Annotated in this window: 22 protein-coding genes; 18 read left to right on the forward strand and 4 right to left on the reverse strand. The window is 59.3% G+C overall.

Annotated elements, in window-relative coordinates:
• The first annotated feature begins 180 nt into the window (after positions 1-180).
• Together ACP3TY_RS10010 and ACP3TY_RS10015 are read left to right on the forward strand one after the other, a co-directional pair.
• Entirely contained in the window at positions 181-951 is a 771-nt protein-coding gene (locus ACP3TY_RS10010) for an AraC family transcriptional regulator (protein ID WP_053119530.1), read from the forward strand.
• Positions 952-1668: 717 nt separating this feature from the next.
• Positions 1669-1956, forward strand: coding sequence for a hypothetical protein (locus ACP3TY_RS10015; protein WP_426619862.1), 288 nt, complete (start codon positions 1669-1671; stop codon positions 1954-1956).
• Positions 1957-1993: 37 nt separating this feature from the next.
• On the opposite strand, the gene ACP3TY_RS10020 is transcribed toward ACP3TY_RS10015, so the two are convergent.
• From ACP3TY_RS10020 to ACP3TY_RS10030, 3 genes are all read right to left on the reverse strand, one after another.
• Positions 1994-2344 carry a hypothetical protein gene (locus ACP3TY_RS10020; protein ID WP_400645834.1) on the reverse strand — a complete coding sequence of 117 codons (351 nt, stop codon included), beginning with the start codon at positions 2342-2344 and terminating at the stop codon, positions 1994-1996.
• A 97-nt stretch (positions 2345-2441) separates the two neighbouring features.
• Complete coding sequence (locus tag ACP3TY_RS10025; protein ID WP_053119536.1) at positions 2442-4022, reverse strand: arylsulfatase; 1581 nt, start codon at positions 4020-4022, stop codon at positions 2442-2444.
• A 251-nt stretch (positions 4023-4273) separates the two neighbouring features.
• On the reverse strand, positions 4274-5860 hold the full coding sequence (locus ACP3TY_RS10030; RefSeq protein WP_426619863.1) for a GMC family oxidoreductase: 1587 nt from the start codon (positions 5858-5860) through the stop codon (positions 4274-4276).
• 133 nt (positions 5861-5993) lie between these two features.
• Here ACP3TY_RS10030 and ACP3TY_RS10035 point away from each other — a divergent pair, with 133 nt between their 5' ends.
• Positions 5994-6995: an AraC family transcriptional regulator gene (locus ACP3TY_RS10035; protein ID WP_426619864.1), complete on the forward strand. Its 1002-nt coding sequence runs from the start codon at positions 5994-5996 to the stop codon at positions 6993-6995.
• A gap of 113 nt (positions 6996-7108) precedes the next feature.
• Positions 7109-7366, forward strand: a complete 258-nt coding sequence (locus tag ACP3TY_RS10040; protein ID WP_159814823.1) for a hypothetical protein — start codon at positions 7109-7111, stop codon at positions 7364-7366.
• 75 nt (positions 7367-7441) lie between these two features.
• Here the strand turns inward: ACP3TY_RS10040 and ACP3TY_RS10045 are convergent, their stop codons facing one another.
• The gene (locus tag ACP3TY_RS10045; RefSeq protein WP_426619865.1) at positions 7442-8986 is read right to left on the reverse strand and encodes a class I SAM-dependent methyltransferase; all 1545 of its coding nucleotides are present in this window, start codon (positions 8984-8986) and stop codon (positions 7442-7444) included.
• 201 nt (positions 8987-9187) lie between these two features.
• Between ACP3TY_RS10045 and ACP3TY_RS10050 the strand changes: the two genes are divergently transcribed.
• The 14 genes from ACP3TY_RS10050 (at position 9188) to ACP3TY_RS10115 (ending at position 22836) form a co-directional block, all read left to right on the forward strand.
• A complete protein-coding gene (locus ACP3TY_RS10050; protein ID WP_426619866.1) occupies positions 9188-10144 on the forward strand; it encodes an AraC family transcriptional regulator in 957 nt (318 codons plus the stop codon).
• Positions 10145-10283: 139 nt separating this feature from the next.
• Positions 10284-11639, forward strand: a complete 1356-nt coding sequence (gene benA / locus ACP3TY_RS10055) for a benzoate 1,2-dioxygenase large subunit (protein WP_053119546.1) — start codon at positions 10284-10286, stop codon at positions 11637-11639.
• Positions 11639-12127 (forward strand): benzoate 1,2-dioxygenase small subunit, encoded by a 489-nt coding sequence (gene benB / locus ACP3TY_RS10060; protein ID WP_426619867.1) that lies wholly within the window; start codon positions 11639-11641, stop codon positions 12125-12127. The genes benA and benB overlap by 1 nt, the downstream gene beginning before the upstream one ends.
• Positions 12128-12147: 20 nt before the next feature.
• Complete coding sequence (gene benC / locus ACP3TY_RS10065) at positions 12148-13155, forward strand: benzoate 1,2-dioxygenase electron transfer component BenC (RefSeq protein WP_426619868.1); 1008 nt, start codon at positions 12148-12150, stop codon at positions 13153-13155.
• A 177-nt stretch (positions 13156-13332) separates the two neighbouring features.
• Positions 13333-14094, forward strand: a complete 762-nt coding sequence (locus tag ACP3TY_RS10070; protein WP_159814818.1) for a 1,6-dihydroxycyclohexa-2,4-diene-1-carboxylate dehydrogenase — start codon at positions 13333-13335, stop codon at positions 14092-14094.
• Positions 14095-14116: 22 nt separating this feature from the next.
• Positions 14117-15238 (forward strand): muconate cycloisomerase family protein, encoded by a 1122-nt coding sequence (locus tag ACP3TY_RS10075; protein ID WP_426619869.1) that lies wholly within the window; start codon positions 14117-14119, stop codon positions 15236-15238.
• A 27-nt stretch (positions 15239-15265) separates the two neighbouring features.
• Positions 15266-15556, forward strand: a complete 291-nt coding sequence (catC, locus tag ACP3TY_RS10080) for a muconolactone Delta-isomerase (RefSeq protein WP_159814816.1) — start codon at positions 15266-15268, stop codon at positions 15554-15556.
• A gap of 175 nt (positions 15557-15731) precedes the next feature.
• On the forward strand, positions 15732-16637 hold the full coding sequence (catA, locus tag ACP3TY_RS10085) for a catechol 1,2-dioxygenase (protein ID WP_426619870.1): 906 nt from the start codon (positions 15732-15734) through the stop codon (positions 16635-16637).
• A gap of 267 nt (positions 16638-16904) precedes the next feature.
• Positions 16905-17951: an isopenicillin N synthase family dioxygenase gene (locus ACP3TY_RS10090; protein WP_426619871.1), complete on the forward strand. Its 1047-nt coding sequence runs from the start codon at positions 16905-16907 to the stop codon at positions 17949-17951.
• 27 nt (positions 17952-17978) lie between these two features.
• A complete protein-coding gene (locus ACP3TY_RS10095) occupies positions 17979-18788 on the forward strand; it encodes a MetQ/NlpA family ABC transporter substrate-binding protein (protein WP_053119562.1) in 810 nt (269 codons plus the stop codon).
• Complete coding sequence (locus ACP3TY_RS10100) at positions 18785-19585, forward strand: methionine ABC transporter ATP-binding protein (RefSeq protein ID WP_212544552.1); 801 nt, start codon at positions 18785-18787, stop codon at positions 19583-19585. The genes ACP3TY_RS10095 and ACP3TY_RS10100 overlap by 4 nt, the downstream gene beginning before the upstream one ends.
• Positions 19582-20253: a methionine ABC transporter permease gene (locus ACP3TY_RS10105; RefSeq protein WP_159814813.1), complete on the forward strand. Its 672-nt coding sequence runs from the start codon at positions 19582-19584 to the stop codon at positions 20251-20253. Before ACP3TY_RS10100 ends, ACP3TY_RS10105 begins: the two co-directional genes overlap by 4 nt.
• Positions 20254-20261: 8 nt before the next feature.
• Positions 20262-21818, forward strand: coding sequence for a sugar ABC transporter ATP-binding protein (locus tag ACP3TY_RS10110; protein WP_426619872.1), 1557 nt, complete (start codon positions 20262-20264; stop codon positions 21816-21818).
• On the forward strand, positions 21811-22836 hold the full coding sequence (locus tag ACP3TY_RS10115) for an ABC transporter permease (RefSeq protein ID WP_053119568.1): 1026 nt from the start codon (positions 21811-21813) through the stop codon (positions 22834-22836). Before ACP3TY_RS10110 ends, ACP3TY_RS10115 begins: the two co-directional genes overlap by 8 nt.
• Positions 22837-22838 lie beyond the last annotated feature (2 nt).

Consider the following 22838-nt stretch of genomic DNA (forward strand, 5'->3'; position numbering starts at 1 on the left):
CCAGACTTTGAACTCATCGACGGCATGGCGATTGATGTTTTGCGGCGGGTTGGATGACGAAATCAGCACAATGGCGCAGTTTAATCGCGGCCCTCGACAGGCCTGCATTGATCCTGCAATCTGCACGCGAACGCCGCAGGGCGGGCACCTGGCCGATCCGCGTTTGAAGAGGAATCCGTAATGCAGCAAGCGTTTTCGATCCTGTCCCAAGGCATCGGCGGCCATCGTCCGCAGACCCTGGAGGAGTTACTGGCCGGTGCGGCGCTGCTGTTGCCGATGCTCGACGTGATCCCCAATGCGGCGATTTTCATCAAGGACACGCAGGCGCGTTACGTGCTCGCCAACCGCACGTTGGTGCAGCGTTGTGGCTTGAAGGATTTGCGTCCGTTGCTCGGTAAGACCAGCGCGCAGGTGTTCCCGGCGCAACTTGGCCCGGGCTATACCGAGCAGGATCGCAAAGTGCTGGAGGAGGGCTTTGTGCTGGAGGATCAGCTTGAGCTACACCTGTACGGCAGTCGCGAACCGGGCTGGTGCCTGACGCACAAGCAGCCGCTGTACAACCGTGACGGGGTGATTATTGGGCTGGCGGGGATTTCGGTGGATCTGCAATCGGCCAGTGAAACGCATCCGGCGTTTGAGCGATTGGCGGCTGTCGATGAGCACATTCGGGCGAATTTCAATCGTCGGGTGACCTTGGTGGAATTGACCCGGATTGCCGGTATTTCCGTTGCGCAACTGGAGCGTTACTGTAAGCGCGTGTTCCATTTGACGCCTCGGCAGATGATCCAGAAAGTGCGGCTGGAGCATGCGCATCGCCTGCTGCATAGCGATTTGCCGATCACTGACGTTGCGCTGCAATGCGGTTATACCGATCACAGTGCGTTCACTCGCCAATTCAAGGCATCTACCGGTTTCACCCCTCGCCAGTATCGACAGGCCACTTCTCAGTGAATGACTGAAATTCCCTGTGGGAGCGGGCTTGCTCGCGAAGGCGTCGAGTTGGGCGGCTGGGTTTTTGTTGACTGAGTACATATCCATTGCTGTGGTAACGGCGGCTTAGGGTTCCGCCCTTACGGCGGGTCACCTTTTCCAGACGCCGAAAAGGTAACCCAAAAGGCTTTGCCCCAGCGTTCGGCCCGCTCGCTCGGGCTCGGGGTTCCTTCGTTACGGAATTCATCCGGGCGCATCGCCTCCGGTTTGCTGCGCTGCACCTCCTCTCGATGTGTTTGGCTGCGCCAAACGGTCGCTGCGCTCCCACCCCCGGATAAATCCCTCCACTCAGCCTTCCGACGGGGCGGGTAGCGCAAGATCAAAAGCTGCAGCCGAGCTTGCGCTCATCCTGTGTAGGAGCTGCCGAAGGCTGCGATCTTTTGATGTTGCTTGTGCTTTTGTAGGAGCAGAGCTTGCTCGCGAAAGCGGTCGTTCGTTTAACAATTCGGTACCTGACACACCGCTTTCGCGAGCAAGCCGGCTCCCACAGTTTGACTGCGTTGGCCAGAGGTAACGGGCTAATCGGATTATTGTAGGAGCTGCCGAAGGCTGCGATCTTTTCATCTTGATCTTAAAAACAGATCAAAAGATCGCAGCCTTCGGCAGCTCCTACATGACCCTGTGGCATACCGGCTAGACTCATGCCATTCGCGGCTCTCTCGCAGCAGGTGAAACGGGATGATCGGATTACAGAGGTGCCGGAGTCCGTTATGGGCCTGGCTCACGTTGGTAGCGATCAGCCTGACGTTGATGTCAGGCTGCTCGAGCCGAAAGCACTATCCGCCATCAGGCGTCGGCGACAGTTGTTACGCCAAGGCATTACCAACGGTCGGCGAGGGCGGTCTCGCATGGGGCTCCAGCCTGAACATGGCTCGCCAAAAATCCTTGAACAACTGCATCCGCTATGCCGGTCGTTCCGGTGGCACGCCGAACACCTGTCAGGTGGTGTTGGCCAAGTGCAAGTAATCCCGGCCCACCTCTGCGCAGTGGGCCAGGCGGCAAATTACAGGCAGCTTTCCACAGTGTCCAAGTGCTTCCTGGATATCCAGCGATAGGTCGATGCGTAATATTTCGCCACCGAACCGGACGCATCAGGCTGAATATCAACGAAGTATGCCGAGCCCGTTGTGGCCACCGTAATCGCGCCTTTCTTGCCCGGTTCCTGAGTGGCCCCGGATCGGCCCTCGAACACCGAAAGGTTCTCCCAGCCATGCTGTACGCAGTCGGCAATCACCTTGACGGCTTTTTTCGAATGCAGCACTTGGCGCGGTTCCTCCTGGCGCAGTTCATTCATCGAGGGTGCCGCACAGCCTGCCAGTGACGCCAGCGTCAACACCCATAGGGCTGCCTTCATATGTTCTTCTCCCTGAATAATGGGGCTTTCTCCAGGCGCGACATACGGGATGCCGCGCCTGGAGAAAGCTTTGCGATGCCGCTCTCAGGCGCTCGTCTTACTGTTTTGCTTCGGCCTTCATTTTTTCAGCGATTTTTGCATCGACCGCCGCGCGGATCTGGTCAACGCTGAAGCTCGCCGGTTTCTGGCTAGGCGGGTAATCGACGAAGGTCTGCAGGAACGCTGCGGACTTGCCGACGGCCATTTCGGTCAGATAAACGTTTTTGGTCGTCCAGTCGTAGTACTGGTCGGAAACGATATCGGCACGTTCATACGGGTCCATGCGCAGGTTGAAGATTTTCGGTACGCGCAGGCACACGAACGGTTCGCTCCAGACCTTGAAGCCGCCCGGTGCGCGTTGTTCGCAGAACACGGCTTTCCAGTTGCCGAAACGCATCGACACCAGCACGCCATCGTCGTTGAAGTAGTAGAACTCCTTGCGCTCACCTTTAGGGCTCTGGCCGGTCAGGTACGGTAGTTGGTTGTAGCCATCCAGATGCACTTTGAAACTGGTGCCACCGGAAGTCGGCGCCCAGCCTTTGAGTAGCTTGTTGGTGACATCGGTGTCACCCGCAGCGGCGAGCAGTGTCGGGAACCAGTCCAGACCCGAGAACAGCTCGTTGGACACTTCACCCGGTTTGATCTTGCCTGGCCAGCGAACCATTGCTGGCACACGGTAAGCACCTTCCCAGTTGGAGTTCTTTTCGTTGCGGAACGGTGTGGTTGCCGCATCGGGCCACGACCACTGGTTCGGGCCATTGTCGGTGGTGTAAACCACGATGGTGTTGTCGGTGATTTTCAGGTCATCGAGGGTTTTCAGCAGTTTACCGACGTCACCGTCGTGCTCGATCATGCCGTCGGCGTAATCGTTGCCCGGCATGCCGCTTTGGCCCTGCATTGAGTCACGAATGTGCGTAAACGCGTGCATGCGGGTGGTGTTCATCCAGACAAAAAACGGTTTGTCCGCTTTCGCCTGTTTCTCGATGAAAGCCTGTGCGGCGGCGGTGGTTTCGTCGTCGATGGTTTCCATGCGTTTTTTAGTCAACGCACCGGTGTCTTCGATTTTGCCATCGGCAAAGCTGTGAATGACGCCGCGAGGGGAGGTGGCTTTGACGAATTCCGGGTCATCCTTCGGCCAGTACGGACGCTCAGGTTCTTCTTCGGCATTGAGGTGATACAGGTTGCCAAAGAACTCGTCGAAACCGTGGTTGGTCGGCAGGTATTCATCCTTGTCGCCCAAGTGGTTCTTGCCGAACTGACCGGTCGCATAACCCTGGGATTTGAGCGCCTGAGCGATGGTGATATCGCGTTTTTGCAGGCCGACCGGTGCGCCGGGGATGCCGACTTTCGACAGGCCGGTACGCAGTGGCGTCTGGCCAGTGATGAAAGAAGATCGACCTGCCGTGCAGCTGTTCTCCGCGTAGTAGTCGGTGAACATCATGCCTTCTTTGGCAATCCGGTCGATGTTTGGCGTTTTGTAACCCACCACGCCCATTGAATAGGCGCTGATATTGGTCTGGCCGATGTCGTCACCAAAAATCACCAATATGTTGGGTTTCTCCGCAGCCATGGCCGAGGCTGAGATGACCGACGCTGCAACTAACGCAAACGTAGGTAACCACTTACTTAAATCAGTCATACCTACAACTCCTTTAGACAGGTAGTCCTTACGGACTTATGACGTGCTATCACTTTGCCCTCGTGCAAACTTTACGGAATGCCCGTTTCACCTTAGATGGCGTGGGTGTTTTCGCCTCCAGTGCGCGTGTCTAAATATGACATTTGACCTCTGACGAACCTCTGAAATCAAACCAAGTACTTGATGTCACGACAATTAATGCAGCCAATTAAGTTGCGACTTTTCTGACAGATAAAACTTCTCATCGACGCTTAACGTGCATTGATAATCCAGTCAGCGGCACGTTCGGCAATCATGATCGAGGCTGCATTGGTGTTACCGCCCACCAGGGTCGGCATGATCGATGCGTCAACGACGCGGAGCCCTTCGATCCCGTGCACGCGTAACTGACTGTCGACCACGGCGAGTTCATCGTTGCCCATCTTGCAGGTGCCGACCGGGTGGTAGATGGAGTCTGCACGCTGGCGCAGTAACTGGATCAGTTGCTCGTCCCCGTACAATCCTTCGCTGAGCACATCTTTCAGACCGAAACGTGCCATGGGCGCTTGCTGGATGATCTCGCGGGCCATGCGGTATCCCGTCAGCAATGTCTCGACGTCATCGTCATGGCCTAGAAGATTTGGGTCGATGCGAGGCGGGGCGGTAGGGTCAATCGACTGCAAACCGACGCTGCCTCTGCTTTTTGGGCGCAGCACGCAGACGTGACAACTGAAACCGTGCCCCCAGTGCAATTTGCGGTTGTGGTCGTCGATCATCGCGATCACTGAATGCAACTGGATGTCCGGACGCGTCAGGCTGCTGTCGGTTTTCAGAAAAGCACCGCCTTCAGCGAAGTTGCTGATGAACGGCCCCCGACGATGCCTGACGTAATCAAGCCAGGCCTTGCCCATGTTGATGCCGCCGCTTACAGAGATGCCCATCAATGACGTATCGGGGCTTTTGTACTGGAGCACGACATCCGGATGATCCTGCAGATTCTGGCCGACGCCCGTAAGTTCGTGCAGAACCGCGATGCCTTGAGGTTTGAGCTCCTCTTGCGGGCCAATCCCCGACAGCATCAGCAACTGCGGGCTGCCAAAGGCGCCGGCACTGAGCAGAACCTCGCGCCGGGCCTTGATGGTTTGCCGGTCACCGTTGCGGCAAAGCGTGACACCGACGGCTTTTTTGTCCTCTAGCACAATGCGCTCGGCGACCGCCGACGTCAGCACGGTGAGGTTTTTGCGCGTGTGTCGAATCGGTTTGAGAAACGCGGTGGCCGTGCTCCAGCGTCGACCCTCGCGGATCGTCACGTCGTACTGGCCGATGCCTTCCTGATCGACACCGTTGAAATCCGCGTTGTAGCGGTGCCCGGCCATCTGACCCGCGTCGATAAAGGCCTGAGTCGCTGGATGTATCGGGTTTTTGCCGACGTACAGTTCACCGAGCGCGCCGTGCAGATCGCAGGCACCGCGGTAGTTCATCTCGCTCTTGCGAAAGTACGGCAGCACCTCAGCAAACGACCAGCCCGGATTGCCCAGCGCCTGCCAATCGTCAAAGTCCGTGTGATGGCCACGAATATAAATCATGCCGTTGATCGAACTGCTACCGCCCAGCGTCTTGCCCCGTGGTTGATAGCCGTAACGCCCGTTCAAGCCTGGCTGCGCAGCGGTCTTGAACGCCCAGTTGACATGCCGCGTCGGCACTATCGCTGCGACGCCCACCGGTGCGTGGATCAGTGGTGAGCGGTCTTCAGGGCCTGACTCCAGCAAACACACCGTGACGTGCGGGTCTGCACTCAGGCGATTGGCCAGAACGCAACCGGCTGAGCCGGCACCGATGATTACGTAATCGAATTCCATTACAGAGCAATCCCGAGCGAGTGAGCAGTGGCAGCGTCGCGATGACGCAGCGGTAAGTACCCCGGGTTGATTGTTGGCTTGTAGGACAAGAAAATTATTGATCTCTCATGACATTTATTTGATATTTGGTGACATGACTTCATTAATAAGAACAACCTCGTTCACCGGTTTTCGGCAAGTCACCAGCCAGCTCGGCGGCGATGCAGACCGCATGCTCGAACGCTTTCGGATCAATCCGCAGTTGCTGGAGGACGAAGAGGCGCGCGTGCCTTTACGCTCTTTGGTGGGCCTGCTGGAGTTTGCCGCGCGCGAGCTGGACTGCGCCGATTTCGGCCTGCGCATGGCCGAATATCAGGATTTGCACGTACTCGGGCCGATAGCAGTGATCGCCCGAACCTGCGCCACGGCGGGGGAGGCGCTGGCGCAAATCATCCGCTTCATCGGTTACCACAGCCCGGGCATTCAGCTCGATCTGGATCACAGCGAGGCCGGCTCTCCACGACTGGTCATCGACATCCGGCTCTCGGGCCCGGCTCCCCGCCGGCAAATGATCGAACTGGCGATGGGCGTGGCGCATAACGGTATGAAGCTGCTGTATGGCGACCATTTCGTCGCGCAGTCGGTACTTTTTTCCAGCACACATTTGACTGGCAAAACCTACCGGCGCTATTTCAAAACGACGGTGCAAGCCGGCCAGTCCTGCAATGCGTTGGTGTTAAGCAATGAGCAACTGAATCAGCCGATCGAACAGCAGGCGCCTTATCTGCATCAGGCGCTTGAGCAATATTTCGATCAGTTCGATTTGCAGGCCACCTCGGATGTGGTCAAGCAGGTGGAACGTCTGGTGCTGCGCATGATGCCGATCCAGCGTTGCCGCTTGCCTTTGATCGCAGAGCAACTCGGGATGCACGTGCGTATGTTGCAGCGAAGGTTGGCCGAGCAGGGTCGCAGTTTCGATGACGTTGTCGAGACACTCCGTAAAGAGCGCAGCGAACACTATCTGGGGCAGAGGCACATGCCGATGTCGCAGGTCGCCGGGCTTCTCGGCTACAGCGAGCAAAGCGTGTTCAATCGCGCGTGTCAGCGTTGGTTTGCGATGTCGCCGGGGGCGATGCGGCGCCAGTTGCTGGAGTGAGACACAATCATTGATGCTATCAATAACAACCATTAACCCAATGAAGTTCTCATATTGATCGCGCGGCGTAAGATCGGCTCCATACCCAACCACTGCACCACGGAGCTCACACCATGAAACGCCAAACCCTGCTCGGCATTGCTTTCTCGATCTTCGCCCTGAACGCCTTTGCTGCGACTGAAACCGATCCGCTGTTCAGTGACGCGGTCGCCGCAACGGAAACCGACCGGTTGTTCAGCGACTCGGTTGCCGCGAACGAAACCGATCCTCTGTTCAGTGACGCCGTTGCCGCCGACGGTTCGGATCGACTGAAGGGCAATCTGGTTGCCGAGGGTGGTGCCGACCGTCTGCTCGAACGCCGTAACGCCTGAATGCGTAGTTTTACCGCAGGCCTTAATGAAAAAACCCGGCTTGATCAGCCGGGTTTTTTTTCATCTGCCGTTTGGTCAGGCGATATTCAATGCCCTGAGCGTCACCAGTGAACCGGCGGCGAATGCGTGTGCCTGCTCCGTCAATTCGGCAATGTTTTCTTCGGCCGTGTTCAGTGGCTGGTTGTTTTTAACCAGGACAACATCTTGCTCGGCCAGCACCGCCCACGCCAGTTGTGCCCAATCCGCCGGGTGTTTTTTGCCCTGCTTGAGCGAGATCAGGAATAACTGATGAAAGCGACTGACCACGATGCCACCGCCCGTCACCGGGCTGGCCAGTACCTGGATTTTGTCGCTCAGCAACGAACGTTTGCACAATTGCAGATTGAGCGTGCTGCAACGCGCTTGCACCAGTCGCTCGGCGGCTTCGCTTTGGCACGGTGCGGCAGCGCTCATCCCGATCAGTACGCTGAGGGCCTGCAGCAGATCGTCAAAAGGTATTTCGGGCAACGCGCTTGAGAGCTGGCGCAGAGTCTTCGCGACATACGCATCGGCCGCCAGTGCTTCAAGCACCGGGCCGTACACTTCGGCTTGCAACGACGCTTCGCCGGCCGGGCCCTTGACGCTGGCGGCGACGCTTTCTGCCGGCTGCAACAGAATAAAGCGCGTATTCAGCAGCCCCTGGCGTTGTTCTGCCGCAGACAATCGGTTGGCGCCGCGCACGTACAGGTCTCGGCGGAAATTCTGATTGACGAAATAGTCCCGCGCTTGCTCGCGCATGATCGGGTGATCGATGCCTTCGAGGAAATCCATCCCTTCGGCGCTCAGGTTGAGCGGATCGACCGTGTCCAGTGGTACAGCGGTCGCGGCGTAGTCGAGTTTGGCCGGAGCGAAGGCGTCGACCACGTCGGTGAAGTACATACAGTTCCACTCACGATTGAAGTATTCGTGGGCGACGTATTGGCGATTCTGACCTTTGATGCTCTGCAGTTGGGCATTGAGGCCAGGGGCTGTGCCGGCGTAGTTCGGGTTGGCTGCCAGCAACGCTTCGGAGAATTGCAGCGCGGCGTCTATGCGCTGATCAGGGCGAGCGGAGCTGCTCGTGGCAAAGCGGTCGTGCAGGCGGAACAGATTGCGCAGTGGCGCCGAAGGCGACCAGCCGGGAAGACAGTTGTAGCTGACGTACAACAGGCCACCGGGCTTGAGGTGACGACGGGCAAATTCGACGATCAGTTGCTGATTGTCACGGCTGACCCACGTCCAGATGCCATGCAGGCTGATGCTGTCGAATTGCGGCAGATCATTACGCGCGAGCAGCTGTTCGAAACTGTCGTCATACAGCCGCGCATCGCTGTTCCAGCTGTTCGCCAGAGCTATGGCGTGGCCAGCCTGACCCGGATGGAAATCGGTGCCCACATAGGAACCGGGGTTGGCCGCCGCATGGATATTGATCGACACGCCTTGACCAAAACCGAGTTCACAGTGATAGCCGTCGGTGGTCTCCAGGCCGGCAAAACCGCGCAGCAGCAAACAGTAACGCTGGAAGACCGGATTGATTTCGCGGCTATAGCTGTAGGTGTAGCCTTCGTCGGTGAAATATCCTTCGTTCCAGGCGTCGCTCATGCGGGTGTCCTTTAATTTCGACAGGGAAAGTTGCTTTTGCTTATTCGCGTTATCGGCACGCCGTTCAAAAACTGAACACAATGTGTTCGATTAACGGATACCCGACCTTTTGTCCAATTGCCGGCTTTTGCACGCAAGCGTACTGTGACCGGTGAGCCTGAAAACCGTGCACCCTATAACGACAAGATCGAGCACCGCCTAATGGACAGTCATCTGCTGAGTGATCGCAGCAGCGTGTTTCGTCACGCTGATCCCTATGCCGTCTCCGACTACGTCAATCAGCACGTTGGCCAGCACTTCATTGGCCTGTCCAAAACCGCCCATCCGCGAGCCAGCCTCAACCATCGCAAACTCGCCGATCTCGATCTGTGCCGCATCAGTTATGGCGGCAGCGTCCGGGTGACGTCGCTGGCGCTGGAAACCGTGTATCACCTGCAAGTCCTGCTGCAAGGCAATTGCCTGTGGCGCGGGCATAGACGTGAACAACATTTGGTGCCGGGCGAGTTGTTGTTGATCAATCCGGATGATCCGGTTGATCTGACTTACTCCGACGACTGCGAAAAATTCATCCTCAAAGTGCCGGTCAGCGTGCTCGAGTCGGTGTGCGACGAGCAGCGCTGGTTGCGACCTTCGAGCGGTATCCGCTTCCTGCGCAATCACTATCAGTTGAGCGAACTGGAGGGCTTCACCAATCTGCTCGCGATGATTTGCCAGGAAGCCGAGGCCAGCGATCCGTTGCTGCGGGTGCAAGAGCACTACGCACAGATCATCGGCAGCAAACTGATCTCGCTGATGAACACCAATGTCAGTCGTGAGAATCTCAGTGCTCCGAGCGTCAGTTTCGAGCGCATCCTCGATTACATCGAGCGCAACCTGAAACTCGATCTGCCCGCCGAACATCTGGCCGCGCAGGCGAGCATGAGCCCGCGTTCGCTGTACAGTCTGTTCGAACGCCAACTCGGCGTTACTCCGATGCAATACATCCGTCAGCGCAAACTTGCACGCATTCACGCCTGCCTCAACGACCCGAGCTGCCCGGTGCGCAACCTCACTGAGCTGGCGCTGGATTACGGCTTCCTGCACTTGGGCCGTTTCGCCGAAAGCTATCGCCAACAGTTCGGCGAACTGCCGTCGCACACCCTCAAACGCCGCCACTGATCACCCTTCGAAACAGTCCGAATCATCTGCCGCGCCGTCCTGCACAAAACGGATAGCGATCTGCAGGATTCGGCTATTGCCCCGCGTTGCGCCTCCCTAATCTGACCTGGCCTGAACAATAACAATGGAGGCCCTGGCCATGTCCCTGGGAATCGACTACCTCAATGCCATGCTTGAAGAAGACCAAGAGAAGGGCGCCTACCGCTGCAAGCGGGAGATGTTCACCGATCCGCGTCTGTTCGAACTGGAGATGGCGCACATCTTCGAAGGCAACTGGATTTACCTTGCCCACGAAAGCCAACTGCCCAACAACAACGATTTTCTGACCACCACGATGGGGCGCCAGCCGATCTTCATCGCGCGCAACAAGGACGGCGTGCTCAACGCTTTTCTCAACGCCTGCAGCCATCGCGGCGCCATGCTGTGCCGGCACAAATCCGGCAACCGTTCCAGCTATACCTGCCCGTTCCACGGCTGGACGTTCAACAACAGCGGCAAACTGCTCAAGGTCAAAGATCCGAGTGAGGCCGGTTACCCGCAAAGCTTTAACTGCGAAGGCTCCCACGACCTGACCAAAGTCGCGCGTTTCGAGTCCTACCGCGGCTTTCTGTTTGGCAGCCTGAATGCCGATGTGAAATCCCTCACCGAGCACTTGGGCGAGTCAGCGAAGATCATCGACATGATCGTCGACCAGTCGCCGGAAGGTCTCGAAGTACTGCGTGGTTCCAGTTCCTATATCTACGAAGGCAACTGGAAACTCACCGCCGAAAACGGTGCCGACGGCTATCACGTCAGCTCCGTGCACTGGAATTACGCCGCCACCCAGAACCAGCGCCAGCAACGCGAAGCGGGCGAGGCGATCAAGACCATGAGCGCCGGCAGTTGGGCGAAGAAGGGCGGCGGTTTCTACTCTTTCGATCACGGCCATCTGCTGCTCTGGACGCGTTGGGCCAACCCTGAAGACCGCCCGGCCTACGAGCGCCGTGATGAACTGGCACGTGATTTCGGTCAGGCTCGCGCCGACTGGATGATCGAAAACTCGCGCAACCTGTGCCTGTACCCGAACGTGTATCTGATGGATCAGTTCAGTTCGCAGATCCGCATTGCCCGGCCAATCTCGGTCGACAAGACTGAAATCACCATCTACTGCATCGCCCCCAAAGGCGAGAGCGCCGAAGCGCGCGCGAAACGCATTCGTCAGTACGAAGACTTTTTCAACGTCAGCGGCATGGCCACGCCGGATGATCTGGAAGAATTCCGTTCGTGCCAGACCGGTTACGGCGCCGGACGCGGCTGGAATGATATGTCCCGAGGCGCGACCCATTGGGTTGAAGGCGCCGACGCTGCCGCCGAGGAAATCGACCTGAAACCGCTGCTCTCCGGTATGCGCACCGAGGACGAAGGCCTGTTCGTGCTGCAACACAAGTACTGGCAGGAAACCATGCTCAAAGCCGCTGCCGCCGAACCACAACTGATCCCCGTGGAGGCTGTGTGATGAGCAACCTCTACGACAATGTGCGCGACTTTCTCTACCGCGAAGCGCGTTATCTCGATGACGGCGAGTGGGATCAATGGCTGGAGCTGTACGCCGCCGACGCGACTTTCTGGATGCCGGCCTGGGACGATAACGACACGCTCACCGAAGACCCGCAAAGCGAAATCTCGCTGATCTGGTACGGCAACCGTGGCGGCCTCGAAGACCGCATCTTCCGGATCAAGACCGAGCGCTCCAGCGCGACGATTCCCGACACCCGCACCTCGCACAACCTGAGCAACATCGAGATCGTCGAGCACAGCGCCGACCAGTGCCAGGTGCGCTTTAACTGGCACACCCTGAGCTTTCGTTATCAGGTCACCGACAGCTACTTCGGCAGCAGTTTCTACACCCTCGATCTGCGTGGCGAGCAGCCGCTGATCAAGGCCAAGAAAGTCGTGCTGAAAAACGATTACGTCCGTCAGGTCATCGACATCTACCACATCTAGTCGACACGACGAGGTGCACCATGAATTTCCAGATCGCACTTAATTTTGAAGACGGCGTCACTCGTTTTATCGAGGCCGGCAGCCATGAAACAGTCGCCGACGCGGCGTATCGCCAAGGCATCAACATCCCGCTGGACTGCCGCGACGGCGCCTGCGGCACGTGCAAGTGTTTCGCCGAAGCCGGGCGTTACGAGATGGGCGACAACTTTATCGAAGACGCCTTGAGCGCCGATGAACTTGCACAAGGTTATGTGCTGACCTGCCAGATGCGCGCCGCAAGCGATTGCGTGGTGCGCGTGCCGGTTGGCTCGCAGGTGTGCAAAACCGAACAGGCCAATTTTCAGGCGGCGATCAGCGCTGTCCGGCAGTTGTCCGAGAGCACCATCGCGCTGTCGATCAAGGGCGAAGCGCTGAGCAAACTGGCATTCCTGCCGGGGCAATACGTCAACCTGCAAGTGCCGGGCAGTGAACACAGTCGTGCGTATTCCTTCAGCTCGTTGCAGAGGAATGGCGAGGTCAGTTTTCTGATTCGCAACGTGCCCGGCGGTTTGATGAGCAGCTTTCTCACCGGTCTGGCCAAGGCCGGCGACAGCATCAATCTGGCCGGGCCGCTGGGCAGTTTTTACCTGCGCGAAATCAAACGGCCGCTGTTGTTGCTCGCCGGTGGTACCGGTCTGGCGCCGTTCACCGCGATGCTGGAAAAGATCGCCGAGCAGGGCAGCGCGCACCCGGTGCATTTGATCTATGGCGTGACCAATGACTTTGATCTGGTTGAACTCGATCGCCTTGAAGCCTTCGCCGCACGCATCGCCAATTTCAGCTTCGGCGCTTGCGTCGCCAATCCGCAAAGTGCACACCCGCTCAAGGGCTACGTCACCCAGCACATCGAACCGCGCCACCTCAATGACGGCGATGTCGACGTCTACCTATGCGGGCCGCCGCCGATGGTGGAAGCGGTCAGCCAATACATCCGCGAGCAGGGCATCACTCCGGCGAATTTCTACTACGAAAAATTCGCCGCTGCCTGACCCTATTAACCGAGCCCGCAGTCACCTGTGGCGAGGGAGCTTGCTCCCGCTGGGGCGCGCAGCGGCCCTCGCTTTTGCCTCATGAAAAGATGGGCCTGCTGCGCAGTCCAGCGGGAGCAAGCTCCCTCGCCACAAAGGGCTGTGTGTGCTTAAGCAACTGTTTCAGTCGAGGTTGTCATGAACAACAGATTCTCCAACAAAGTCGCGCTGGTCACCGGCGCGGCGCAAGGCATCGGCCGCCGCGTCTGCGAGCGCCTGCTCAGCGAAGGCGCGCAAGTGGTCGCCGTCGACCGCTCCGAACTGGTTCACGAACTGCAAGGCGAGGGCGTTCTGGCACTGACTGCCGATCTGGAACAGTACGCCGATTGCGCCCGGGTCATGGCCGAAGCCATCAACACTTTCGGTCGACTCGACATCCTGATCAACAACGTCGGCGGCACCATCTGGGCCAAGCCGTTCGAGCACTACCAGGTCGAACAAATCGAGGCGGAAGTGCGCCGCTCGCTGTTCCCGACCTTATGGTGCTGCCACGCCGCGCTGCCGTACATGCTCAAACAAGGCAGCGGCGCCATCGTCAACGTTTCCTCAATCGCCACCCGCAGCGTCAATCGCGTGCCGTATGGCGCGGCCAAGGGCGGCATCAACGCACTCACCGCGTGCCTGGCCTTCGAAAACGCCGAGCGTGGCATTCGCGTCAACGCTACTGCACCCGGCGGTACCGAAGCGCCACCTCGGCGCATCCCGCGCAACGACGCCGAACAGTCGGCGCAAGAACAAACCTGGTACCAGCAAATCGTCACGCAAACCCTCGACAGTAGCCTGATGAAACGCTACGGCAGCCTCGATGAACAGGTCGGCGCGATCCTCTTTCTCGCCTCCGACGACGCTTCGTACATCACCGGCGTGACCTTGCCGGTCGGTGGCGGCGATCTCGGCTGAGCACTTCTCAAGGAGCATTGATATGCCGCGAATCCTGATTGAAACCCTGACGACGATCATCGTCGACCTGCCGACCATTCGACCGCACAAACTGGCGATGCACACCATGCAGAAGCAGACCCTGGTGATCTTGCGTTTGCGCTGCAGCGATGGCGTTGAAGGCATCGGCGAAGCCACCACCATCGGCGGCCTTGCGTACGGCTATGAAAGCCCGGAAAGCATCAAGGCCAACATCGACGCGCATCTCGCGCCAGCGTTGATTGGCATGGACGCCAACAACATCAACGCGGCGATGCAGCGGCTCGACAAAATCGCCAAGGGCAACACCTTCGCCAAATCCGGCATCGAAAGCGCGCTGCTCGACGCGCAGGGCAAACGCCTCGGCCTGCCCGTCAGCGAACTGCTCGGCGGCCGTGTGCGCGACAGCCTCGAAGTCGCGTGGACGCTGGCCAGCGGCGACACCACGCGCGACATTGCCGAAGCGGAGCAGATGCTTGAAGTACGGCGTCATCGCATCTTCAAATTGAAGATCGGCGCCAATCCGTTGGAGCAGGATCTCAAGCACGTCGTGGCGATCAAAAAAGCTTTGGGCGATCGCGCCAGTGTGCGGGTCGACGTCAACCAGTATTGGGATGAGTCCCAGGCGATTCGTGGCTGCCAGGTGCTCGGAGACAACGGCATCGACCTGATCGAGCAGCCGATTTCTCGAGTCAACCGCTCAGGGCAGGTTCGCCTCAACCAGCGCAGCCCGGCACCGATCATGGCCGATGAATCGATCGAGAGTGTCGAAGACGCGTTCAGCCTCGCCGCTGACGGCGCCGCCAGCGTGTTCGCCCTGAAAATCGCCAAGAACGGTGGCCCCCGCGCCGTGCTCAGAACCGCGCAAATCGCCGAGGCCGCCGGCATCGCGCTCTACGGCGGCACCATGCTCGAAGGCTCGATTGGCACGCTGGCCTCGGCCCACGCCTTTCTCACGCTCAAGCAACTGACCTGGGACACCGAGCTGTTCGGGCCGTTGCTGCTGACCGAAGACATCGTCACCGAACGGCCCGAGTACCGCGATTTTCACCTGCACATCCCGCGCACCCCGGGCCTTGGCCTGACGCTGGACGAAGAGCGGCTGGCGCGTTTTCGCCGTTCCTGAACCCATCACAACCAGAGGAAAGCCACCATGCTGTTCCACGTAAAAATGACCGTGAAATTGCCTGTCGACATGGATCCGGCCATCGCCACCCGGCTCAAGGCTGACGAAAAAGAACTGGCGCAACGGCTGCAACGCGAAGGCCAGTGGCGTCACCTGTGGCGCATCGCCGGGCATTACGCCAATTACAGCGTGTTTGATCTGCCAAGCGTCGAAGCGCTGCACGACACGCTGATGCAATTGCCGTTGTTCCCCTACATGGACATCGAGATCGACGGGCTCTGCCGACATCCGTCGTCGATCCACGCCGACGACCGCTGAAACCTGAATGCCACCCACCTTTGTGGGAGCGAGCCTGCTCGCGAAGACGGTGGATCAGCCACCACAGATGTTGAATGACATAGCGCCTTCGCGAGCAGGCTCGCTCCCACAGGTGCTGCGCGGCTGGACACAACTGCTGCATGAACCACACAACAACAAGATGAGGTAACCCACCATGTCCGTGAAAATCGCCCACACGCCTGAGCTGCAAACCTTCTTCAAAGAAGCCGCCGGCTTCACCAACGACGACGGCAGCTCGCGCTTGAAAACCATCGTTCTGCGCGTACTGCAGGACACCGCGAAAATCATCGAAGACCTCGAAATCAGCGAAGACGAATTCTGGAAAGCCGTCGACTATCTCAATCGTTTGGGCGGTCGTTCGGAAGCGGGGTTGCTGGTCGCCGGTCTTGGTATCGAACACTTCCTTGACCTGCTCCAGGACGCCAAAGACGCACAAATCGGCTTGACCGGCGGCACGCCGCGCACCATCGAAGGGCCGCTCTACGTCGCGGGTGCGCCGCTGTGTGAAGGCGAGTGCCGCATGGACGATGGCAGCGAGGACGGCGTTGCCACGGTGATGTTTCTCCAAGGCCAGGTGCTTGACCTCGACGGCCAGCCGCTGGCCGGCGCCACAGTCGACGTGTGGCACGCCAATACCAAAGGCACCTACTCGTTTTTTGATCCGAGCCAGTCCGAATACAACCTGCGCCGCCGGATCATCACCGACGCCGAAGGCCGTTACCGCGCACGCAGTATCGTTCCCTCTGGATATGGCTGCGACCCGCAGGGGCCGACGCAGGAATGTCTGAACTTGCTCGGTCGTCACGGTCAGCGTCCGGCGCATGTGCACTTTTTTATCAGCGCACCGGGATATCGGCACCTGACCACGCAGATCAATCTGTCGGGCGATCAATATTTGTGGGATGACTTTGCTTACGCGACCCGCGAAGGGTTGGTCGGCGAGGTGGTGTTCCATGAGCACGAAACGTTGGGACGCCACGCCAAACTCAAGTTCGACTTCCAGCTGCAACCCGCGCCAGATGCCAGCGCCGAACAGCGCAGCCAACGCCCGCGTGCCTGACCCCCTCTTTGTAGGAGCTGCCGCAGGCTGCGATCTTTTGATCTTGTTTCTAAAAAATCAACATCAAAAGATCGCAGCCTGCGGCAGCTCCTACAGTGATCGGCCTAAGGTAATGCAAAAAAGATATTGGCCCGCTGTTTTTAAGATCGTTTAGTTTTGTCCTCAACGACGAATAAACGCATCAAACCGATAGACCCCCGATTGCCATGACGGCACACGCTGAATCGATCAAAGGTTCTTCAGGTTTGGTTCACCCAGGAGTGAATCATGCCGCATACCTTGGATATCACCACACTGCCAACCCTCGACCTGTCCCTGTTCGAGGGCACCGCGCAACAGCGTTACCAATTTCTGGAAAGCCTGCGCCACGCCGCCCGTGACGTCGGTTTCTTCTACCTCACCGGCCACGGCATCGACAGCTCGCTGCTCGAGCAAGTGCAGGCCCACGCCCGACAATTCTTCGCCTTGCCCGACAGCGAAAAAACCGCCGTCGGCATGATCAATTCGCCGCATTTTCGCGGCTACAACCGTGCCGCTTCCGAGATCACTCGCGGGCAGCCCGATCAGCGCGAACAGTTTGATCTCGGCGCCGAGCGTGAAGCCCTGCCGTTAAACGAAGACAGTCCATTGTGGGCGCGGCTGCAAGGCCCCAACCAATGGCCAGCGGCACTCCCCGAACTGAAACCGTTGCTGCTCGAATGGCAACAGGCGATGACGCGCATGTCGTTGCGCTTGCTGCGGGCCTTCGCTCAGGCGCTGTCACTGCGCGCCGATGCCTTCGATCAGCTCTACGGTGATAAACCCAACGAACACATCAAGTTGATGCGCTACCCCGGCCAGTTGAGCGAGGCGAGCCATCAAGGCGTCGGCGCGCACAAGGATTCCGGGTTCTTGAGTTTTCTGTTGCAAGACCAACAGGCCGGGCTGCAAGTCGAGGTCGAAGAGGGCCGCTGGATCGACGCATTACCCCGCGAAAACACTTTGGTGGTGAACATCGGCGAGCTGCTCGAACTGGCCACCAACGGTTATCTGCGTGCCACCGTGCACCGCGTGGTTTCGCCACCGGCTGGCAGCGAACGCCTGTCGATCGCGTTCTTCCTCGGCGCGCAACTCGATGCGGTGGTGCCGCTGTACCCGTTGCCCACCGTGCTGTTGCGCGAGGCGCGCGGGCCGGCGAGTGATCCGCTCAATCCGCTGTTTCGTGATGTCGGCTGGAACTACCTCAAGGGTCGTTTGCGCTCACATCCGGACGTTGCGCAGCGCTTCTACGGCGACGCGTTGCTGCCGCCAGTACCTGTTCGTAAAACCGCCTGATTCATCATTCGCTCAAGGACTCCGCACATGATTAAAAAAGCAGGTTTGACCCTGGCCGTCCTCGGCGCACTGGTGAGCTCTTTCGGCGCGCAGGCCCTGGAACCGTTACGCGTTGCCGCCGACCCGGTGCCCCACGCGCAGATCCTCGCGTACATCCAGAAAATCGATCCGCAACTCAACCTCAAAGTCATCGAAATTCCCAACGGCGTGAACTCCAATGAGCTGCTGGTACACGGTGATGTCGACGCCAATTACTTCCAGCACCTGCCGTATCTGAAATCTCAGGAGCAGGCGCTCGGCGAGAAACTCGCGGTGGCCGCCACCGTGCATATCGAACCGTTGGGGATTTATTCGCGTCGGCACAAAAGCTTCGCCGACGTGCCGGAAAAAGGCACCGTCGCCGTACCCAACAACGTCACCAATCTGAGCCGCGCGCTGTACCTGTTGCAGGACAACGGCCTGATCAAGCTCAAGCCCGGTTTCAACGATCCGGCCGCCGATCAGGCAACGCCCAAGGACATCGCCGAAAACCCGAAACAGCTGAAGATCCTCGAAATCGAATCACCGCAGATTCCACGTTCGCTCGACGACGTCGATCTGGCAGTGATCAACGGCAACTATGCGCTCGACGCAGGCTTGGTGCCGGCCAAAGACGCCTTGGGCCTCGAGAAGGCCGAGCACAATCCCTATGCCAACATCCTGGTGACCACACCGAAGCTGGAGCACGATCCGCGCATCGCGCAACTGGCCAAGGATCTGACCTCGCCGGAAGTCGCCAAATACATCACCGATAACTTTGCCGGCTCGGTGATTCCGGTGGCGGGCGGCAAGCCATGATCGCCGTCGAGCAGTTGAGCAAAACCTACGCGTCGGCCACGCAACCGGCGCTGGATCAGGTCTCGCTGAGCATTCCTGACGGCGCGGTCTACGGGATTCTCGGGCGGAGCGGGGCGGGCAAGTCGACGCTGCTGCGTTGCCTCAACCTGCTTGAACGACCGGACAGCGGCAAGATTCTGATTGATGGTGTGGATCTGCTGGCGCTGTCCGACAGTGAACTGCGCAAGCAACGTCAGCGCATCGGCATGATCTTTCAGGGCTTCAACCTGCTGCACTCGCGCAATGTTTTCGACAACATCGCCGTGCCGCTGGAAATCGCCAATGTCGGCAAACCGTGGCGCCATGTGCGGGTTCGCGAGCTGCTGGAACTGGTCGGTTTGAGCGACAAGGCGCAAGCCTTTCCTTCGCAACTGTCCGGCGGGCAAAAGCAGCGAGTAGGGATTGCCCGCGCCTTGGCTGCGGAGCCGGCGTATCTGTTGTCGGACGAAGCCACCAGCGCCCTCGACCCGGAAACCACCGCTTCAATTCTTGATCTGCTGCGCGACATCAATCGGCAATTGGGCCTGACCATCGTGCTGATCACCCACGAACTCGACGTGGTCAAGTCGATCTGCGATCACGCCGCATTTATGGCCAACGGACGGCTGGTCGAGGCCGGGCCGGTGCCACGTCTGCTCGCTGATCCACAGTCGGCGCTCGGCAGTTCACTGCGTCCGACTTGCGGATTACCGCTGGGCCATGATGCCCCGGGCCTGACCTTCCTCAAGCAATACGGCGTAAGGGCGGCGCAGTCATGAACCGTTCGATCAATTGGGATGAAATCCTGCAACTGGTGTTCAACGCCACTGGCGAAACCCTGTACATGGTGTTGCTCGCGGGGCTGTTCACGCTGCTGATCGGCTTGCCGCTGGGTGTGCTGCTGTTTATCAGTCGCCGCGACGGATTGCGGCCGATGCCGCGTTTCAATGCGGCCCTCAGCAGTCTGGTCAATCTCGGCCGTTCGCTGCCGTTCGTGGTGATGCTGATTGCCTTGATTCCGCTGACCCGTCTGGTCGTCGGCACCACGCTGGGCAGCACCGCTGCGGTGGTGCCGATCACCATTGGCGCGTTTCCGTTCTTCGCGCGCATCGTCGAAAACGCGCTGGACGAAGTCGACAAGGGCCGCATCGAAGCGATCCTCGCCATGGGTGGCGACATCGGCCATGTGATTTTCAAAGTGCTGCTGCCCGAAGCCCTGCCAGCGTTGCTCGCGGGCATCACCCTGACGCTGGTGATGTTGATCGGTTTTTCCTCGATGGCCGGGGTCATCGGTGGCGGCGGGCTCGGCGATCTGGCGATCCGTTATGGCTATCAGCGTTTCAACAATGAAGTGATGGTCGCCACCGTGGTGGTGTTGGTCATCCTCGTTCAGGGCGTGCAAAGCCTGGGCGATCGGCTCGTGCGTTCGCTGGCTCATCGCCGCTAAGGAAATTTATGAGTGCGCCTGTCGCCGTGGCACCTGAGCCACTGATTCGGGTACGTGAACTGAGCAAAACGTTTGGCTCGAACCGGGCACTGGATCGGGTCAGCCTTGAGATTTATCCCGCCGAAGTGGTCGCTTTACTGGGTGCTAATGGCGCGGGCAAGTCGACGCTGGTGAAGATTTTGGCAGGCAGTCAAAACGCGGATGCTGGCGAGATTCTCGTCGAGGGCCAGCCGCGCCATTTCAGCTCGCCACTGTCGGCGCGCAGGGTCGGGATTGTCGCCGTGCATCAGCAGATCAACGAGGGCATCGCGCCGGGTTTGAGCGTGGCCGAAAACCTTTTGCTCGATGAGCTGTGCAAGCCCGATGCGAATTTCTGGCTCAACCGTAAGCGCCTGCTGGAGCGTGCCGCGAGTATCGCCGCTGGTCTCGGCCTGAGCTTGCCGCTGGAGCAACCCATCGAACATCTTGGCCAGGCCGAACGGCAATTGGTCGTGCTCGCTCGCGCCTTTGCCTTGCAGCCGCGTTTGCTGATTCTCGACGAGCCGACGGCGGCATTATCCGATGCCGAAGCGCAGCGCCTGTTTGGTTTGATCGACACGTTGCGCAGCCGTGGCGTGGCGATTTTGTATATCTCGCATCGCTTGTCCGATCTGCAACGGGTGGCTGATCGCGCGATCGTTTTGCGTGACGGGCGGTTGGCCGGCGAATTCAGCGCTCGGCAGTTGCCCGAGGCGGTTCACGCAATGCTTGGGCAATCACTGGCCGCGCATGTTTACACGCCGCAAGTGGCAGGGCGGGAAGTGCTGAAGCTCAGCGCGATAAAAGTGCTGCCGCGTTCGAAGGCTTTCGATCTGACCTTGCACGAAAACGAAGTGGTGGTGCTGACCGGGTTGCTCGGCGCCGGCAAAACGGAGATCGCCGAAGTGCTGTTCGGTTTACGCTCATTGGCGGAGGGCAGCGTGCAATTGGCTGGCGTTGACTGGCAGCCAGGTTCGCCACGGGAGGCGATTCGCAGCGGGGTTTTCTACGCCGCCGAAGATCGCGCCAGTCATTCACTGGTGCCGGATTTCTCTCTGCGTCGCACGCTGACCTTGCCGTTTCTGGAACGCTTCACCCGTGGCGGTTTTATTCGCAATCGCGCCGAAGCGGCGGCGGTCGAAGCGCAGGTCGCCGCGCTGGGCATCAAGACTGCCGGCATCGATGTGCCGATGACTGCGCTGTCCGGCGGCAATCAGCAAAAGGTTGTGCTCGGCCGCTGGCTGCTCGGGGAAGGTCGGGTGTTGATCCTCGATGAACCGTTCCAGGGTGTCGACGTCCGCGCCCGCCGCGAAATCGGCCAATTGCTGCGTGACAGTGCCCAAGGCCGGGCGACGCTGGTGATTTGCGCCGATGTCGATGAAGCACTGGAAATTGCCGATCGAATTCTCCTGGTGCGCGATCACGCGGTCGTCGCCGAATACCCGCGCGCCGGTCTGAACCGTGCCGAACTGGTCGCGGCATTGGCCGGCAGCGACGTTACCGAACATTCCCCTCACGCCACGCCAAGGAGCAGAGCGAGTGCCTGATTCGAGTTCCCTGTTATCGAGCGCACCGGCACCTGCCGAGCGTCTGCTGCAAGCGTTGATCCGTTATGGCCTGTTGTGGCTGCTGGCGGCCATCGTGGTGTTTTTCAGCTTCGCAGAGCCGGCATTTTTGCGCGTCGGCAATCTGTTCAGCATTCTGCAATCGGTGTCGATTGTCGCGCTGCTGGCCTTGGGCGTGACCTTGACCATGGCCGTCGGTGGCCTCGATTTGTCGATTGGCGCGGTCGCGGCGATGAGCCTGATGATCGCCAGTTACGTCATGGTCGTGCTCGGTTGGGGCGCGGTGCCGGCGGTGTTGATCAGCCTGGCGGGCGGCGCGCTGGTCGGCCTGCTCAATGGCTGGCTGATCGTCAAACTGCGGGTGCCGGACATCCTTGCCACGTTGGGCAGCATGTTTCTGGTGATCGGCGTGCAGTTGATTCCTACCGGTGGCCGCTCGATTGCGGTGGGCATGACGCTGCCCAACGGTGAGGAAACCGAGGGCGCATTCAGTGCCGCGTTTCTTGCGTTGGGCCGTGGGCGGCTGTGGGAAGTCGTACCAATTCCGGTGTTGATCACTGCGGTGGTTGCGGTGGCGGTGTGGCTGTTTCTTGAACGTACGCGCATCGGTCGGCTGTTCTATGCCATCGGCGGCAACGAGCAGGCTGCGCGACTGGCCGGGGCGCCGGTGCAGCGCTTCAAACTGTTGGCTTACGTGCTGTCGTCGTTACTGGCGTCGCTCGGCGGATTGTTGCTCGCGGCGCGGTTGGGCCGTGGCGATGTCAGCTCCGGCAACGGTCTGGTGCTCGACGCGCTTGGCGCCGCGCTGATCGGTTTTGCCGTGCTCGGCGCGAAGAAACCCAACGCCTTTGGCACGCTGATCGGCGCACTGTTGGTCGCCTCGCTGCTCAATGGTCTGACCATGCTCAATGCGCCGTATTACGCGCAGGATTTCGTCAAGGGACTGGTGTTGGTGCTGGCCCTGATGTTCACCTTCGGCCTCGCGCATCGGGCGCGCTGAGC

This window comes from Pseudomonas rustica (assembly GCF_049959085.1).
Taxonomy (GTDB): domain Bacteria; phylum Pseudomonadota; class Gammaproteobacteria; order Pseudomonadales; family Pseudomonadaceae; genus Aquipseudomonas; species Aquipseudomonas rustica.

Coding starts and splice junctions, on each gene's coding strand:
- ACP3TY_RS10030 (WP_426619863.1), bottom strand. CDS start 5,860: ATGGAATTCGATTACGTAATCATCGGTGCCGGCTCAGCCGGTTGCGTT.
- ACP3TY_RS10095 (WP_053119562.1), top strand. CDS start 17,979: ATGATTAAAAAAGCAGGTTTGACCCTGGCCGTCCTCGGCGCACTGGTG.
- catC (WP_159814816.1), top strand. CDS start 15,266: ATGCTGTTCCACGTAAAAATGACCGTGAAATTGCCTGTCGACATGGAT.
- ACP3TY_RS10100 (WP_212544552.1), top strand. CDS start 18,785: ATGATCGCCGTCGAGCAGTTGAGCAAAACCTACGCGTCGGCCACGCAA.
- ACP3TY_RS10105 (WP_159814813.1), top strand. CDS start 19,582: ATGAACCGTTCGATCAATTGGGATGAAATCCTGCAACTGGTGTTCAAC.
- benB (WP_426619867.1), top strand. CDS start 11,639: ATGAGCAACCTCTACGACAATGTGCGCGACTTTCTCTACCGCGAAGCG.
- ACP3TY_RS10035 (WP_426619864.1), top strand. CDS start 5,994: ATGACTTCATTAATAAGAACAACCTCGTTCACCGGTTTTCGGCAAGTC.
- catA (WP_426619870.1), top strand. CDS start 15,732: ATGTCCGTGAAAATCGCCCACACGCCTGAGCTGCAAACCTTCTTCAAA.
- ACP3TY_RS10090 (WP_426619871.1), top strand. CDS start 16,905: ATGCCGCATACCTTGGATATCACCACACTGCCAACCCTCGACCTGTCC.
- ACP3TY_RS10110 (WP_426619872.1), top strand. CDS start 20,262: ATGAGTGCGCCTGTCGCCGTGGCACCTGAGCCACTGATTCGGGTACGT.
- ACP3TY_RS10020 (WP_400645834.1), bottom strand. CDS start 2,344: ATGAAGGCAGCCCTATGGGTGTTGACGCTGGCGTCACTGGCAGGCTGT.
- benA (WP_053119546.1), top strand. CDS start 10,284: ATGTCCCTGGGAATCGACTACCTCAATGCCATGCTTGAAGAAGACCAA.
- ACP3TY_RS10075 (WP_426619869.1), top strand. CDS start 14,117: ATGCCGCGAATCCTGATTGAAACCCTGACGACGATCATCGTCGACCTG.
- ACP3TY_RS10010 (WP_053119530.1), top strand. CDS start 181: ATGCAGCAAGCGTTTTCGATCCTGTCCCAAGGCATCGGCGGCCATCGT.
- ACP3TY_RS10015 (WP_426619862.1), top strand. CDS start 1,669: ATGATCGGATTACAGAGGTGCCGGAGTCCGTTATGGGCCTGGCTCACG.
- ACP3TY_RS10050 (WP_426619866.1), top strand. CDS start 9,188: ATGGACAGTCATCTGCTGAGTGATCGCAGCAGCGTGTTTCGTCACGCT.
- benC (WP_426619868.1), top strand. CDS start 12,148: ATGAATTTCCAGATCGCACTTAATTTTGAAGACGGCGTCACTCGTTTT.
- ACP3TY_RS10070 (WP_159814818.1), top strand. CDS start 13,333: ATGAACAACAGATTCTCCAACAAAGTCGCGCTGGTCACCGGCGCGGCG.
- ACP3TY_RS10045 (WP_426619865.1), bottom strand. CDS start 8,986: ATGAGCGACGCCTGGAACGAAGGATATTTCACCGACGAAGGCTACACC.
- ACP3TY_RS10025 (WP_053119536.1), bottom strand. CDS start 4,022: ATGACTGATTTAAGTAAGTGGTTACCTACGTTTGCGTTAGTTGCAGCG.
- ACP3TY_RS10040 (WP_159814823.1), top strand. CDS start 7,109: ATGAAACGCCAAACCCTGCTCGGCATTGCTTTCTCGATCTTCGCCCTG.